The sequence below is a fragment of the Planococcus kocurii genome (genome assembly GCF_001465835.2).
Taxonomy (GTDB): domain Bacteria; phylum Bacillota; class Bacilli; order Bacillales_A; family Planococcaceae; genus Planococcus; species Planococcus kocurii.
In genome coordinates this window covers 1,843,893-1,860,777 of record NZ_CP013661.2, presented here as the reverse complement: position 1 = coordinate 1,860,777, position 16,885 = coordinate 1,843,893, and the positions used below count along the sequence as shown (strand labels likewise).

General features: G+C 39.7%; 13 protein-coding genes. 8 read left to right on the top strand and 5 right to left on the bottom strand.

Going from position 1 to position 16,885, the window contains the following annotated elements; genetic code table 11:
- Positions 1–102 precede the first annotated feature (102 nt).
- From AUO94_RS09190 to AUO94_RS09170, 5 genes are all read right to left on the bottom strand, one after another.
- Positions 103–2,577 carry a sensor domain-containing protein gene (locus tag AUO94_RS09190; RefSeq protein ID WP_058383926.1) on the bottom strand — a complete coding sequence of 825 codons (2,475 nt, stop codon included), beginning with the start codon at positions 2,575–2,577 and terminating at the stop codon, positions 103–105.
- Between the two features lie 469 nt (positions 2,578–3,046).
- Positions 3,047–4,225, bottom strand: coding sequence for an ankyrin repeat domain-containing protein (locus AUO94_RS09185; protein WP_058383925.1), 1,179 nt, complete (start codon positions 4,223–4,225; stop codon positions 3,047–3,049).
- A gap of 19 nt (positions 4,226–4,244) precedes the next feature.
- Positions 4,245–5,465: an amidohydrolase gene (locus AUO94_RS09180; RefSeq protein ID WP_058383924.1), complete on the bottom strand. Its 1,221-nt coding sequence runs from the start codon at positions 5,463–5,465 to the stop codon at positions 4,245–4,247.
- A 22-nt stretch (positions 5,466–5,487) separates the two neighbouring features.
- Positions 5,488–6,714, bottom strand: a complete 1,227-nt coding sequence (locus tag AUO94_RS09175) for an amidohydrolase family protein (RefSeq protein ID WP_058383923.1) — start codon at positions 6,712–6,714, stop codon at positions 5,488–5,490.
- Positions 6,715–6,782: 68 nt separating this feature from the next.
- Positions 6,783–8,354, bottom strand: coding sequence for a glutathione ABC transporter substrate-binding protein (locus AUO94_RS09170; RefSeq protein WP_058383922.1), 1,572 nt, complete (start codon positions 8,352–8,354; stop codon positions 6,783–6,785).
- A gap of 260 nt (positions 8,355–8,614) precedes the next feature.
- On the opposite strand from AUO94_RS09170, the gene AUO94_RS09165 reads away from it, so the two are divergent.
- From AUO94_RS09165 to AUO94_RS09130, 8 genes are all read left to right on the top strand, one after another.
- Complete coding sequence (locus tag AUO94_RS09165) at positions 8,615–9,517, top strand: ABC transporter permease (RefSeq protein ID WP_058383921.1); 903 nt, start codon at positions 8,615–8,617, stop codon at positions 9,515–9,517.
- Between the two features lie 28 nt (positions 9,518–9,545).
- Positions 9,546–10,466, top strand: coding sequence for a nickel ABC transporter permease (gene nikB / locus AUO94_RS09160; protein WP_058383920.1), 921 nt, complete (start codon positions 9,546–9,548; stop codon positions 10,464–10,466).
- Positions 10,467–10,482: 16 nt separating this feature from the next.
- Positions 10,483–11,499, top strand: a complete 1,017-nt coding sequence (locus tag AUO94_RS09155) for an ABC transporter ATP-binding protein (protein WP_058383919.1) — start codon at positions 10,483–10,485, stop codon at positions 11,497–11,499.
- Positions 11,499–12,494 (top strand): ABC transporter ATP-binding protein, encoded by a 996-nt coding sequence (locus AUO94_RS09150; protein WP_058383918.1) that lies wholly within the window; start codon positions 11,499–11,501, stop codon positions 12,492–12,494. Before AUO94_RS09155 ends, AUO94_RS09150 begins: the two co-directional genes overlap by 1 nt.
- 149 nt (positions 12,495–12,643) lie before the next feature.
- A complete protein-coding gene (locus AUO94_RS09145; protein ID WP_058383917.1) occupies positions 12,644–13,399 on the top strand; it encodes a sensor histidine kinase in 756 nt (251 codons plus the stop codon).
- Between the two features lie 8 nt (positions 13,400–13,407).
- On the top strand, positions 13,408–14,100 hold the full coding sequence (locus AUO94_RS09140; protein WP_058383916.1) for a response regulator: 693 nt from the start codon (positions 13,408–13,410) through the stop codon (positions 14,098–14,100).
- Complete coding sequence (locus AUO94_RS09135) at positions 14,097–15,440, top strand: sodium:solute symporter family transporter (protein WP_058383915.1); 1,344 nt, start codon at positions 14,097–14,099, stop codon at positions 15,438–15,440. Before AUO94_RS09140 ends, AUO94_RS09135 begins: the two co-directional genes overlap by 4 nt.
- The gene (locus tag AUO94_RS09130; RefSeq protein ID WP_058383914.1) at positions 15,427–16,866 is read left to right on the top strand and encodes a cytosine permease; all 1,440 of its coding nucleotides are present in this window, start codon (positions 15,427–15,429) and stop codon (positions 16,864–16,866) included. Before AUO94_RS09135 ends, AUO94_RS09130 begins: the two co-directional genes overlap by 14 nt.
- The last annotated feature ends 19 nt before the right edge of the window (positions 16,867–16,885 follow it).

Sequence of the window (16,885 nt, the reverse complement as noted above, 5' to 3'; positions counted from 1 at the left end):
AAGTCAACTTTGTCGTTCCCTTCACGACAAGACTACTGTTTCTGTAGGTAGCAAAAAAAGCTGTCGAGAACTCAACAGCTTTACATTCATTAGAACTAATTTTTAATTGTCTGTCACCCCTAAATAATTAGGAGGAACGTAATCCATTTGTGAGCTTTTTAGCAAGTTAGCATTAAAGTTCTCTTTCAAAAACTTCGTCATTTCATTTCGATTTAAAGGTTTGGCATACAAATACCCTTGTACTTCATTACACCCGATAGCGGTTAAGTAATCTTGTTGCTCTACCGTTTCCACTCGCTCCGCAAGCGAAACTAACTTTAAGTTTTTGGCCATGACAATGATGGTATTGATGATGGTTCTTGCTTTTTCATCGGTTGCAATGTCTTGAACAAGAGAACCATCAATCTTCAAGCGATCGATTGAAAAGTTTTTTAAGTGATTTAACGAACTATAGCCTGTCCCAAAGTCATCCATGCTAATTGAAATGCCGAGATTTCTTATCTTATCAAAAATATCCTTGGCATATTCTACATCTCGAATAGCCATACTTTCCGTTATTTCTAAGTCGAGCATGTCAAGAGCATAGCCCGTGTTTTTAACTATCTCTTCAATATTCTTGATAAAGTTCTGGTGGAAAAATTGTTTAATGGAGACGTTTACACTCAAGTGCAGTTTCTTGTGTCCTGCTTCTTGCCAAATTTTAACCTGTTTACTAGACTCTGCTAACACCCACTGCCCCAATTCAATAATCAACTGGTTTTCTTCCGCTGTTGCAATAAAATCTTCTGGACTGATCAACCCTTCCTCTGGATGATTCCATCTCAATAAAGCTTCTACGCCAAATACTTTTCCAGTCGCGAAATTTATCTGAGGTTGATAATATATCTCGAATTGCTTTTCTTTTACTGCTTTTCTCATATCTGCTTCTAACAACAATTGTTTAGGGTTCATTTCTTTCAGGTGATTTTGATAAAACTCATACATGTTTTTACCCTTTTCCTTAGCACTATACATCGCCGCATCCGCAAATTTCATCAAATCTTCTCCAAAGCAACTATCCTGAGGATATAAAGCTATTCCGATACTTCCTGTTATGTAAAATTCCTGATTTTCGAGAAGAAACGGCGTTTGTATTTGACTTAAAACATCTTCTACCTGTTTTTCGAAATTTTCATGTGATGAAATATCCGAAAACAGAAAAGTAAACTCATCCCCGCCTAACCTTGAAATGACTAGGTCTTGTTTGTTCATAGCGGTAAATCGATTTGCCAACACCTGAAGCAAATGATCTCCTGCTTGATGACCCAATATATCGTTCACCAACTTAAAACGATCCAAATCCAAGAAACACACAGCCATCTGTGCGTCGGGGCTAGAAGCAGTAATTCTACGACTTAACTCTTCTTCAAAAAACCTTCTATTTGGTAAGAGAGTGAGTGGATCATGGTAAGCCATATGATGAATTTTTTCTCTCGCCTCAACAATTTCCGAAATGTCTTTTGCAAAAATAGTGATATGTGTTAACTCTTCTTCTAAAAAATTAGGCACTAACGTGATTTGTACATTGACCTCCGTTTTCATACGAGTGAGTAACTTCGTTTCGAACATTTGTGATTCCCCATTAAAGGCTATTACCGATAAACTTAGAAACTCATCTTTTCGTTGAGCATGAATCAATTCACTAAACGAAGACAATTCTTTTAACTCCTTTAGTTGAAAACCTAACATTTCTTGAGTCGCCTTATTAATTTTAGTTATTTTCCCGCTCGCATCTAGCGTAAAAATCGCAATCGCTTGGTTTTCAAACAGTGTCTCGTATTGATGCTTATTTTTATTTATCAGCTCTTTTTGTTTTTCACTATAAAAGTCTGAAACAAAACCTGGGAACAGTTCTAAGAATACTAAGCCAAACACGTTGATCGTTAACGGCAATAGCGTGTCATTTAGGTAAAGCCAATTAGAAATCGGAATGTCACGATTATTAAACAGATCTATATTAGAAAATAGCGTAATGCTGGAAAACAATGTAAATCGAATGCTCGCGAATGCGATGCCAACTGCAATACTTCCGTAAATGATCCAGCTAATATTTACTTTCTCAATTTTTCTCAACTGCCGTATAAATCGAAAAGTGGCAATTGTGTTACCTAACAGCAAAATGTTCGCACTAACAAATAATAAAATATTCATTTTTAGATTCTTCTCGACCATTTCCGTTCGAATATCAATAAAGTTAACTAAACTAATGCAACAAGCAAAAATGATGGCGCCCAACAATAATTTTTGAAAGGAAATTTCTTTAGAACATATCGCAAGTACTGCCGTATAAACCGCAAAAGAACTGAAAAGAAAAACAAAGATACCCGTTAGTAAACTACTCGGTGAACCAATGTCTAAAAAGGAAGAGTCGAGATAAGTAAAATAAATGATGGCTCCAACAATAATTGAGAGAATGCGTACTTTGTTTTTGTTCTCTCTTGTGAAATCTACTTTTCTTATGACTGTAATACCAATAAAGGCCGCTATACTGGCAATTGTAATTGATAACATGTAATCACTAAGTGAATAGTAATCCACTACAAACCCCTCTTTTCTGACCAATTACACAGATGACAAATAATTAATACGACATACGTAACGAAAAGTTTATTTAGCAACATTTACGAATTTCGATTTATAGTTCATACACATCACTCTTTTAGATTCCAATTCACATGTATCTAACGAACTAAATTACACCCATAATACAGGTATATCTGCTGATTATCAATAGCTGTACTCTGATAATTCAGTTAGCTGAATGTATCATTACTTTTTTAATGTTAGCAAGTACCTCTCATTAATGCGGTAGTCGAAATTTAGATAGCCTTATTTAATTTTTTTATTTTGTATAACGGATTGTCAGCAAAAAAATAATAGTACTCGCTTCTTGTCTAGCAACATCGTTTAAGTAGCCAATACTCCGTTATTTTTCACCATGACAAAAAGGCAGATCATTTTGATCTGCCTTTTTGTCATGGTGAAAAGAAAAAAAACGAGAATTTTACTAGCCTTTTTTTCCGCTCTTGTTCAGTAATTCAATGGAACGATTTTTATGCTCTGTGAATAACTTATTGTCGGCATCTAATGCGATAGCTAAATCCATCGCTTGGATTGCCTCACTGTGACTCGCTATCGCTCGTAAACTATTTGCTTTATGAAATAGGTAGTCAGGGCGTGCTGGTGACTTTTCTAACAGCCGGTTCATCACACAGACTGCTTCTTGATGTCTGCCAAGTTCGCGCAAGTAATTAGATTTGTGATACAAGAAAAAAGAAGCTGCAGGATTTTTTGTGATGGCCTTGTCAAATACGTTCAATGCTTCTTCTGGCTGCTCCAATAAGCGATAGCAATTTGCGATGTAGAAATAAAATTGGCTGTCTTCATCATCTAATTCTATAGCTTTTCTATAAGCTGTTATCGCAGAACTGTATGCTTTTGTTTCCTGCAGCATTAATCCTTTCCAAAAATACCGTTCACCGTTATTTTTGTCGGTTGAAAAAGCTTTTTCAACCATCTCTAACCCTTCGTCATAGTTTTCTTTTTTATAAAAAGATGACAAATTGACTTCTCCAGAACTACCTTCTATCGAGTTTCCTTCAAAAAGTTCTATTATAGTCGTTTGCTTTAGTTGATAAGCATGGTCATAAGCGTTTAACCCTTGGCGATCTTTAACTTGAAAATCGGCACCTGCTTCTAGTAGTAATCGAACGACGAGCGTATACAAATGACCTCCATCGCCTAAAATAACGGCTTCATGGAGAGCCGTCCAGCCGAGTTTGTTTACATGATTAACTGGAACACCTGCTTCTAAACAGTATTGAACCGTTTTGGCATAGCCTTTTTCGCTAGATGGTAGCAATGCTGTACCACCAAATCGATTTACACCGGTAACATCTGCACCAAATCGCGTCATCAACTTCAATGTAGCTGAAAAACCATTGGCTCCTGCTGCAATGAATGGACTTAATCCCGTAGAATCTTTATGATTCGGATTACTTCCTTCTTTTAATAGAAATTCAGTTATTGCAAAGTGATTGGATAAGACAGACCGCATCAATGCGGTCTGTTCAAATTCATCTTTGTATTGAATACTAACTTTTTTCTCTAGCAACATTCTGACTTGTTCTACATCTCCCGAGGCACTTGCTGACAAGAGGCGTTTATCGCTAAAATCTATCGTCATCTACTTATCCACTTTTCTCTTAAAGTTCTCCGTATACTAACTTACCACGGAATACGACAGCTTTTCTTTCTGGCGTACGAGCCACTGCTTCAGCAGAACATGAGGCTTCTACAAAAACAAAATCTGCATCATCGCCAACAATTGGCCACAATACGTCCCCTTTATCGGATAACGGGGTAATTCCATTTGTGATAAACTTCAATGAATTGGCCAAGCCACGTTCGTCACTTTTCCGGAATACTTCACTATACAGCGAAGCTTTTTCTAGCAAGTCTCCTGAGCCATATGGCGACCAGGAATCATAAAATCCGTCACAGCCAAAATGAACGTTTACGCCTTGTTGATCTAATAGGGCAACAGGTGGCATTGTTTTTGTAATCGGCACAGTCGACATAACAGCCATCCCGACTTCTGCCAATTCTTTTGCTATTTTCTCTTGCTGAGCAATTGGCGATTCACCCAAGTTAAACGCATGACTGACGGCGACACGATTTTGCCATTGTGCTTGTTTTGTTAATTCGATTAGCTTCTCGGTCGTATAATACCCGACTTGTCCGCTGTCATGTAAGTGAATATCGATATCGGCATCGAATTCAGTCGCGATATTCATCATCGTATCAAGTGACTTTTCAATGTTTCTATCGATACCAGCTGGGTCTAATCCACCAACCATTGTCGCACCCGAACGCATGGCTTTTTTCATCAATCCAGGAACCTCTCCATTTAATAGACCATGTTGGGGAAACGCCACAATATCGTAACTGAGCTGATCGGAATGAGCTTCTAATACCGAGCGTATGCCTTCTAGATTTTTAAGCCCGACGTACGGATCAATATTTACGTGAGTTCGGATATGAGTCGCGCCTTTTGATTGAAGTAACTGAATCATTGCTGTGGCACGTTGCTCGGTCGTTTCGGAAAGCTCTTCTAGTTCAATAGCTTCCAAACTCAATCGCTGTTTTAAACTAGAAACCGGCTGGCACGCTTTCCAGTCGAGCGAAAGATAGGTTTTATCTAAATGATTGTGCATTTCTTTAAAAGAAGGCAGACCGAGTAGCCCTTTGGCATCCATCGTTTTTACACCTGTTTCAATGGTTTCAGTGGCTGGCTTTTTTTCTGTAATTTTACCCTCTTCAATCTTTAAATGATAAAGAGCAGTGTTTGTTTCTAGTGAGTTGTTGGTGCATGTACTCAATCCTTTTTCTAAAAGAACATTTTTTATCCATAATGCTGTACTCATCAAATTTCCTCCTTCTACCGGTTCACTGCATTTGCGGCAGTTTATTTTTGATTTCTTGACCTTTGAAAAAGACAGCTTTTATGTCAGCTCTTCTGGCAATTGCCTCTGCTGTACAACTTGCATTCACTAAGATCATTGATGCAGTATCACCAATTTGTGGCCATACTCTTTCTCCTTGTTCGTTAAGAGGCGTTATTCCACCTGTAGCGTATTTCAAAAGACGATTTAACGAATATTCATCAATGTATTTAAAGCGTTCTGCGAGAGTTGCTAATTTCCGAATCGTATTTCCTGTGCCGAATGGTGACCAATGATCCGTAATGCTATCATGACCAAGCGAAACTTCGATACCCGCCTGATCTATTTTTGCAACTGGAATGGTTGGACGATTAATAGGAATCGTCGTCGTTACATCAATCCGGCTTTCGCGCAAGTCAGCAAGTGTTGAGGCAAGGACATCTCCCTCTAAATCACCTAATGCTATGCCGTGACTTATCGTTACACGTCCCTGCATATTTGCTTGTTTCGTATAGTCCGCCAGTCGACTAAAGGTGAAAGCACCGAGTGTATCTGGGTCGTGCAGGTGCAAGTCAATGCCTGCATTATGCTCGGCAGCTATATCGAACACCGTTGATAAAGAGCGTTCGATGTGGCGATCCACTGTTGCTGGGTCTACGCCACCCACTAAAGTCGCTCCGTTTTTCATCGCTTCTCTCACTAATTCTACGGAATCGCTTCTAAGCAAGCCGTGCTGAGGAAATGCGACAACATCGTAGGTGATGACATCTTTGTAGTTTTCAAGTGCTCGCATCGTTGCTTCAAGGTTTTTCAATCCGATAACCGGATCGACGTTGCAATGCGTGCGAATATGCGTATGACCATTGCGAATCAGCATGTCAATCATGTTTTCTGCTCGTTGTTGTGCAGTTGGCAACAGTTTAGGTAATAGCTCTTTTTCTTCTTCTAATCGCGTGAAAATGCCTTTCGTTATAGGTGTGCACGCCTTCCACGGTCCGCTGTAAAACGTTTTGTCGATATGAATATGCATTTCGCGTAAAGAAGGCAGAAGAAGTTGATGTTCGGCATCGTATTTTTCTACCAAATTGTTCGGTAATTCCTTAGAAATAGACTTAATTTTGCCTTCTTCAATTTCTAAATGGACGATTTCTGTTTCAGTTCCAGTAATGCGATTGCCATCTCTTTTAAAGCCCTTTTCTAATCGTACGTTCATTAACCAGTAATTTTTCATGTTCGTACCTCCATTGAAAAACAGAAAGAGCACTAGGCATAGTGCTTTTTCTGTTTATTTTTTTAATATTATTCAGCAATTTTCACTTTGTCGATCATTAAATAGTTTGCAGCATTCAACCAGTAGCCGCTGACCTTTTCATTGTGTACTGCCATATGTTCGTAATTGCGAATGGGTACGTATACGGCATCGTCAAGCTCCATTTGTGCCAGTTCTTCATAAATTTCCAATCGCTTGTTGTCGTCTGTTTCTTCACGTGCTGCTTCAATCAATTTGTCTACTTCTGGATTGCTGTAGTAGAAAGAGTTACCAGCAGGTCCTTGTGACGCCGTATGGAACAGGTTGTACTGATTGTAATCGCCATCACCTGTCGCATTACCCCAACCACTAATATACATCTGTTGCTCTCCAGCGTTTGTCATTTCAATAAACGTTCCGTATTCCACTACTTGAATTTCTACTTCGATGCCAATTCCTTTTAATTGAGACTGAATAACTTCTGCCATATTGATCCGTTCTTTTCTGTCGCTTGTCAGCAATGAAATTTTCAAGTTCTCTGCTCCAGCTTCTTTCAGTAATTTCTTCGCTTCGTTTAAATCGTATTCTGCAGGTTTGGTATTTTTACTATGGCCAAAAACTTTCGGGCTCATCGCCGAGTTTGCCAAAGTTCCTACATTGTTATAAACACCTGAGATAATCGATTCGCGTTCGATAGCATGACTGATTGCTTTACGGACACGTACATCATTCAACGGTGCTTTTTGTGTATTAAATCCTAGAAATTCTACTGCAAGTCCTTCTGTACGTGTAAGACCCATCGTACTTGAAGCTTCAATTCGTTCGATTTCAGTGACTGGAACTTGGTCATTAATGTGTGCTTCTCCGGTTTCAATCATTGCAAGTCTTGTTGCATCTTCTGGTACAACTTTGAAGACGACGCGATCAATGCTTGCTTTTTCACCCCAGTATTCTTCGTTTCTAGTTAATGAAATTTCTTGACCGCTTTTCCACTCTTCAAAAACAAATGGTCCAGTTCCAACTGGCTTATCTCTCAAAGACTCTGGATCTTCCGCTAATGCTTTCGGACTTAGGATACTGCCTTCTTGACTAGCTAAGATAGATAGCAGTGGTGCATATGGGTAGTCTAAAAGAAATTGCACAGTAGTTGGATCTACTACTTTCACTTCTTTAATCATTGAAAATTTCTCGCGTTGTGGCGAACCTGTTGCTGGGTCTAACAGACGGTCGAATGTAGCTTTAACCGCTTCTGCATCAAATGTAGCTCCGTCGTGGAACGTTATTCCTTCATTCAATTTGAATTCCCATGTCTTATCATCAATCACTGTCCATTCTTTAGCAAGTGATGGCTGAAGTACGAAATCTTCATCTGGCTTTACTAAGTTTTCATATACTTTCTGGTAGTTGATATTCGCGGATGGGATATCCGTGATGAAATGTGGATCTAAGTTAGTGGCATCTGAAAGTCGAACGATATTCAAAGTGCCTCCTGTTGAGTTCCCATCGGCTGATGCTGCTTTTTCCGTTGATTGTGAAGAACTGGTCGAACATGCTGCCAGTAGCAATAGAACAAACACTAACATAGAGCCTAGTACAACGTGCTTAAAATTGTTTCTCTTCATAAAGTCTCCCTCTTTCTCCTTTTGATTTTGTTGCCTTTACCGATGAGCAGTAACTGTTTACCTCAAGCTCATTCTTAATGATAAGAGAATAGTCCGAAGATTTTTTACATTTTATCTACAAATAATTTAACTATTTCGACTACTAGTGACAATTCCATTTACTTTCAGTGAGATTCTGATAATTTGAAATAAATCGCCTGCTACTTTTCGGTAAGAAGCAGAAGCTTTCTTTTAAAAATAATCAGTTTCGGAGGGATAGTATGAAAATTGAAATGGACAAAGAAAAACCGTTACTAGTTACGCAAACAATCGATCACCCGAGGCAATCCGTATTTGGCAGTTTCTTTTCTGTCTTTATGGAAAACAAAGCTGCAGTCGTAGGAGGCCTCATTATCCTCTTCTATATCTTCATTGCCATTTTCGCACCTGTTTTAGCTCCCTACCATCCACACGAAATCAATTTGGACAATAAACTAATCCCCCCATCAATGGAGCATTGGATGGGGACAGACGATAAAGGAAGAGATATTCTAAGCCGGATTCTTTACGGATCTAGGTTGTCGATGGGAGTAGGTTTTGCTGCTGTTGCCTTTGGCGGATTTTTTGGTATCACGCTCGGATTAATCGCTGGTTATTACGGAAAATGGTTGGATACGATCATTATGCGTTGTATGGACGTCCTCTTGGCTTTCCCGGGAATTCTACTAGCACTTGCAATCGTCAGTGCATTAGGGCCAAGCCTAATCAACGTAACCATTGCAGTTGGAGCCTTTTCAGTTCCTCTGTTTGCACGAATAGTAAGAGGTTCTACATTAGAAGTAAAACAACTGGAATACATTGACGCGATTCGTTCACTTGGAGCAAGAGACGGCACGATTATTTTCAAGCACATTCTTCCTAACATCTTGTCACCGATTATTGTTCAAGGAACATTACGCGTAGCAACAGCGATTTTATCAGCTGCTGGTTTATCTTTCTTAGGATTAGGCGCTCAGCCACCTTCTTCAGAATGGGGAACGATGCTCAGTAGCGGACGAGATTTTCTTTTCACCGCTCCATACATCGCCATCTTCCCAGGTCTTGCTATCGCATTTCTGGTTCTTGGCTTTAACATCTTCGGCGATGGTTTACGTGATGCATTCGATCCACGTATGAAAAAATAATACTACTCACATAGAGGAGGTCCTTTCCATGCTCATGTTCATTTTAAGACGTCTATTCCAAACAATTCCCGTCATCTTCGGAGTGACGATCGTGGTATTCATCATCATGCAGCTCGTTCCCGGTGACCCAGCCGTCCTATTAGCTGGTGAAGGTGCCACACAAGAAACAATCGAAGCGCTTCGAACGCAACTTGGTCTTAACCAACCCTTGTACGCCCAGTACATTGACTATGTCACCAATATATTCCGTGGTGATCTGGGAACTTCTTTAAAAAACAATCAGCCAGTACTTGATGAAATCATGTTGCGACTACCGATTACACTAGAATTGGCTATCTTTAGTACAATCATCACGATTGTTCTTGGAATGGCTGCTGGCATCATTTCAGCAGTAAAACCTTACTCCATTATCGATACGGTCGTAATGGTTATCGCCCTTTTAGGAATTTCTTTACCGAGCTTTTGGTTTGGTTTGATGCTGATGTACGGATTTTCTGTAAAGCTTCAACTATTCCCGGTTGCCGGTTGGGATAGTCTAGCGCACATTGTCTTGCCTGCTTTCACACTCGGTGCAGGTGGTGCAGCTATCGTTGCGCGAATGACTCGCTCAAGTATGCTTGAAGTGATCCGTCAAGATTATATTCGGACTGCTCGAGCAAAAGGCGTGAAAGAACGCGTCATTATTTACAAACACGCCTTACGCAATGCCTTGATCCCCGTTATTACAGTTATCGGTCTTCAGTTCGGAGCGCTACTGGGTGGAACGGTACTCGTTGAATCTATCTTTGCCATCAATGGCCTTGGACGAATGATTGTCGATTCAATCAGAATGCGCGACTTGCCAATGGTTCAAGGTGGCGTATTGGTTGCTTCCTTAGTTTTCGTAGCCGTCAATTTACTCGTAGATGTTTTGTATAGATTCTTCAATAAACGGATTGAACTAAACTAAAAGGCGGTGCATTCAAATGGAACCACGTGAAACTATTTTAGAAGTTAAAAATTTAAAAACTTATTTCCATACAAAGCGCGGCATTAGTAAAGCCGTTGATGGCATTGACTTTTCACTCAAAAAAGGAGAAACCTTGGGCATTGTAGGTGAGTCTGGTTGCGGCAAAAGCATTACGTCTCTATCGATTCTTCGGCTGATCCCAACACCACCAGGGAAAATTGAAGGCGGTCAAGTCTTGTTTAAAGGTAGAGACTTAGTCACGCTTTCTGACAGTGAAATGCGTAAAATTCGTGGCAATGAAATCTCAATGATTTTCCAAGAGCCAATGACTTCCTTGAATCCTGTTATTCCTGTCGGCGAGCAGATTGCAGAGGCTATTCGGCTCCACCAGAAAATGAACAAAAAAGAAGCCCGTGCGAAAGCCATTGATATGCTGAAATTAGTCGGCATTCCTTCTCCGGAAAAAAGAGCTAAGCAAGAGCCTTTTCAATTAAGTGGTGGAATGCGACAGCGTGTCATGATCGCCATGGCACTTTCTTGTAATCCCGAAGTACTGATTGCAGATGAACCCACAACGGCTTTAGACGTAACGATTCAAGCACAAATTTTGGAGCTGATCAAAGATTTACAGGCAAAACTAGGAATGGGCGTCATCATGATTACTCACGACCTGGGTGTAGTCGCAGAGACATGCAATAAAGTCGCAGTCATGTATGCAGGGAATATCGTAGAATATGCAGCTACGCAAAATCTTTTTGATGAACCTAAGCATCCTTACACACGAGGACTTTTAGCATCTCTCCCAAAAATTGATGAAGATAAAGAAGAACTGTATACAATTGAAGGCAGCGTACCAAGTTCTTACAGCATGCCTGAAGGATGTCGCTTCGCATCCCGTTGTCCGTTTGCGGAAGCCATGTGCCACCAGAAACAACCTGAACTTCTTGAACACCAAGATGGTTCGAAAGTTCGCTGCTGGATGTACTCAAACGAATGGACAGGTGAAAAACGACAAGAGGAGGTATTCAGCTAATGCAGACAGTTGAAGAGAAAAAAGTTTTATTGGAAGTTTCAAATCTGAAGCAATACTTTTCTGTAAAAAAAGACTCGATCTTTCAGCCGAAGGCATATGTTAAAGCAGTTGATGGTATTTCTTTTGTCGTAAACGAAGGCGAAACGCTGAGCATTGTAGGGGAATCTGGTTGTGGAAAATCGACGACGGGTCGTGCGATTTTAAGACTCGATGAACCGACAGACGGCAAAGTGCTTTATGCAGGAAAAAATATCGTGGATTTATCTAAACAAGAAATGCGTGAACTGCGCGGCGACTTGCAAGTCATTTTCCAAGATCCTTTTGCTTCGCTAAATCCGCGGCAAACGGTCAAACAAATTCTTCGGGAAGCGATGACTATTCAAAAATCCGTTACTAAGCCCCTGCAACACGATCGAATGATTGAGTTATTAACGCTAGTTGGCTTACCCGCAGAAGCGTTAGACCGCTATCCTCATGAATTTAGCGGTGGGCAGCGCCAACGAATCGGCATTGCGCGCGCGCTTGCAGTAGATCCGAAACTAATCATTTGCGACGAAGCTGTATCGGCACTTGATGTTTCCATTCAGGCTCAGATTTTAAATTTATTAAAAAAATTACAAAAGCAATTCAAGTTGACTTACCTCTTTATCTCTCATGATTTAAGTGTTGTACGCTACATCTCTGATCGCGTAATGGTTATGTATTTAGGAAAAATTGTCGAAATTTCAGATAAAAAAGATTTGTTTGACGTTCCATTGCACCCTTATACGAAAGCTCTGTTGTCTTCAATTCCTGTACCCAATCCATCTGTCAAAAATGAGCGGATTTTACTGAAAGGGGATGTACCATCTCCTATTAATCCACCAACTGGCTGCCGCTTCCACACGCGCTGTCCATTTGCTACAGATCGGTGCAAAACAGAAGAACCGGCTTTACAAGAACTTCGCCCAAACCATTTTGTCAGCTGTCATTACGCAGAAGAACTATTGGGATGAAAAAGTTCTTTACCGTATGAACAAAATAATGTGATATAACTATTGAGCATTTCTGAATATTGGAGTAGGTTTAGGTAATAGCCCTCCAAAACAGAATGCTCTACTTTCATTCTTCCTCACATTCAGTTAAGCAAGGAGCAGTGCATGCGATGCTGACGATCGAAGCTTTTTCTTTTTATATTATGATGTGTGTACTGGCTCCGCTCATCGGTGCCTTCACATTATTATTTTTGTTTGTCTTTGAAAAACGGATTGATTTGATTGAAAAAGAAAAAAATGAAATTGTATTAGAGAGTGAATTACAAAAAGCTCTCTACAATCAGCTAAATCAAGAAATACAGCCTCATTTCTTTTTCAATACGATGAATTCTATTTTGAGTTTGGCTCGACTTGAACGAAAAGAAGAATTGATTTATTCAATCGAGACATTCTCCAAGCTTTTAAAGCATAAATACAAAACAAACACGACATTTATTACGATTGAAGACGAATTATCGTACGTCGTTTCTTATTTAGATATCCAAAAAATTCGCTTTCGAGAACGGCTTGATTATCAAATTGATAGTGAGCCAGTTGTTCAAAAAGCGATTACCTTACCCTTTTTAATTCAAACACTCGTTGAAAATGCCTTTAAGCATTCTTTCGAGAAAAAAGCCGGAAAAGCTGAACTTCACATAGTCATCTCAAAGCAAGAATCTATGCTTTGCATTCTTGTTGCTAACAGTCTGCCAAACGAAGAACAGCAAAGTTCAGCCGATGCTGGAACTGGACTTGCTAATATTTCCAAAAGATTGAATTTGTTGTTTCCAGATGATGAAACATCTGTTGATATAACACATTCAGAAGATTGGACAACTGTACAAGTACTATTTCCGCTCGTTTATCAATTAGATTTAAAGGAGTGAAGCTACTGATGAACATCCTGCTTGTCGATGACGAACCACTCGAACTAGAACAAATGGAGTATTTGATCAACAAAAATTTTCCGATGTGGGATATATACAAAGCTCAAGATGCTTCTCAAGCAATGAAAATAGTCAATCACTCCGATATTTTTTTAGCATTTTTGGATATTCAATTACCCGGCAAAACCGGACTTGAATTGGCCAAAGAAATGCAAGCTGTTTCCGATGCAGATATCGTCATGGTAACAGCTTATCAAAGCTTTGAATATGCTCATACCGCACTGCGACTAGGAGTTGTCGATTACATTACAAAGCCCGTAATCGAAGAAGATTTAGTAAAAGTATTAAATAATTACTCACGACTCACCCATTACTCGCATCAAATCCAACAATCAATCAAATTAATTCATCAAAATTACGAAGAAAAAATGACACTGCATTTTTTGGCAACCAAAATCCACATCAATCCTGCTTACTTAAGCCGGAAATTTCAAGAAGAAGTGGGCGTTGGTTTTTCTGAATACGTAAATAATTACCGCTTAATGATGGCTAAAAAAATGTTAATTGATCGACCAGAAGCCAGCATCGGAGAAGTTTCCGAAAAATGTGGATTTAATAGCCAGCATTACTTTAGCCAAATGTTCCGAAAAGAAACTGGATTATCACCCAGAGACTTTCGACTAAAGGAGACTGGGCATTGAAGAAAAAAGGGTTTGATTTTTATATTCAAGGAGCTGTTCAGCTGGGAATTGCCTTTGGAGTCGTTAGCATACTGGCTAGATGGATTACCGGAAATACCATTCTCTCTTCTCCTCAAACACTCATTCGATACGGTTTAATAGGTGGAATTGGCTATGCATTTATGGGTGGTCTTGCTTTGGTTCTCTTTGGCTTTGTTGCTCGGAAAATCAGCTATACTTTCACAGGCCAAATGACCATTGGTGATGTGCTCAAACAAAAGCTGAATCCGTTCGGCTACTGGTATATGATGATTCTGCTATTTGTGATGGGATTCTATGCACTGTTTATTCAAACCATGGGTGCCGGCTTGCTGCTATACATCCTTTTTCCTTTCCCTCTTTTCATCGGAATGACTGTTTTTTTGTTGCTGCTGTTTTTGATTGGCGGAATAGGTGGCCTCTACCGAATCCACCAATTGGCAGGAATAAGTGTCATCTTGATTTTTGGAACGATTATTCTCATTCCTGTCTACTTGTATATGCACGAAGGGGTTACGACGATTTTTGAAGGCATTCGCCTTTATCACCCCTACTTATTATTTACAAAGAATAACGAATCGTTATGGTTTATTTCAACCGGGTTACTGGTTTTTTTCGGACAGATGATAACGGATCGAGCTACATGGCAACGAGTATTTATCATAAAGAAAGAAAAAGTTAAAATGGCTTTTGTCCTTACTGGGATGATTTGGTTAACAATTCCCATTGCGATTACTTCACTTTTTTTGCTAGCCATTTCTGGTCGTTCTTTTGACAATCCTTATTCTCTTATTTTCGAACTGATTAGCATTTTAAATTCTACTGTTTTAATTTTTATTTTCGTCCTTTTTTGCTTTGCTGCTGTCATGTCTGCTGCAAGTTCAGAACTGCAATCATTGAATTCTCTGTTTATCCGCAATGTTGTGGCAGAATTTAAACCATTGTCGACCAAACAGCAATTCAAGTATAAAAATAGCTTCTCTATCGTACTGATTGGGGTCCTCTTTCTGGCCGCACTTTTCTTAACACCTTATCCTACTCAATTATTGTTTTTCTTTGGCAATATTTATAGCTCTATGATTTTTGCCATTCTCTATATCGTTTTCAACAAAGATAACGAAACACTTCCTCCGGTTCTTTCTTCCTTTGTTGGAATCGTCGGTGGGTTTATCTCTTCTCCGTTTACAACTTATTTTGAATCAGTATGGATCAGTTTTTTACTTTCGGGAATTCTTTGTGGCCTGTTCCTTATAAAAAAATCCATTCAACAACATTCCCCCGCGAGTTTAAATTCGGAGGAGCAACCTTATGATGCAAACTAATCAAGAGACTAGTCCACGCTCTTCAATTAACAGTGATTTACTTCCGACTGCTGTCGAAAGTCGCACGTGGAATTTTAGTAATTATTTTTCGGTTTGGATGGGTTCTGTTCATAACATCCCGTCTTACGTTACGATTGGTGGTTTTTTTGCATTAGGACTTTCTACTGGTCAGGTTTTTGTGGTAATTTGCTGTGCGGCTCTGCTTGTAGCGGGATTACTCGTTCTTAATGGTCATGCAGGAAATAAATATGGCGTTCCGTTTTCAATTCTTTTACGCGCTAGCTACGGCAGAAAAGGGGCTATTCTGCCAGGGGTTTTCAGAGGGATTATCGCAGGGATTATGTGGTTCGGCTTGCAAACCTATGCTGGCAGCATTGCAGTTTCCATTTTTATTGGCACATTTTTCCCAGAGTATTTGACACTCGGTGGCAATTTTCTTTTTTTCGGTTTGAGTTTATCTAGTCTGCTGTCTTTTTTGTTGTTTTGGCTTATTAATTTACTATTTGTTTTTGCTGATGTTACTACACTCGGTAGGCTGACCAAAAGTGTGACAGTTCTTGTCTTTGTCGTTTTTGGTGGCATGTCCATCTGGTCGATCCAATTAGCTGGTGGCGTAGAGATGATTTTGACTTTCGAACCCTCTGCTGGTGGCAATGTGAATTTATTTCTATTGGTTTCTTGTGTTTCTGCTATCGTTGCTACGTGGGTTGCGCCGATTTTAAGTGTTTCCGATATTACGCGCTATTCAAGCTCTAAACGGGCACAGGCAGGTGGACAATTCATCGGTATTTTAGCCACTTATCTATTGTTTGCTTTCGCTAGTATCTCCATTATTATTGGTTCTGAAATTGCTTTTGGTGTCCCGGTCTGGAATGTGCTTGAAGTGGTCGATAAATTCGATAATGTCTTCGCTGTCATTCTTTCGCTGACGACATTAGCTCTTGCGACTTTGTCGGTGAACATTGTCGGAAATGTGATTCCCGCTGCCAATCAATTAACCGCGCTTTTTCCAACCAAATTAAATTTCAAAAAGAGCGCGCTTGTCGTAGCAACTTTAGGCATTCTATTATTGCCTTGGAAGCTGATGGAGAACCCGACGAGCATCTTCATGTTTCTTAATATGGTAGGAGCATTGTTAAGCCCTGTTATTGGGGTCATGCTGACGCACTATTACTTTATAGCGAAAAAAATGATCAATCTAGATGCGGTATATGGACTCCCAGGAAAGCAACCGCTCGCTTCTTTTCAAGTTCCCGCATTACTAGCAACTTTACTCACCGGTGGACTCAGTCTACTCGGTAGTAGAGTTGCTGCACTAGAAGTGTTTTATACGATTTCCTCACTTCTTGGAATTGTTGTCTCCGCTTGCTTATACATCACGTTCTATTCTATCCAAACAACTTTTAACCTTAAAAAAATTCAGTAAAAAAGAGAGAATGGCAGCT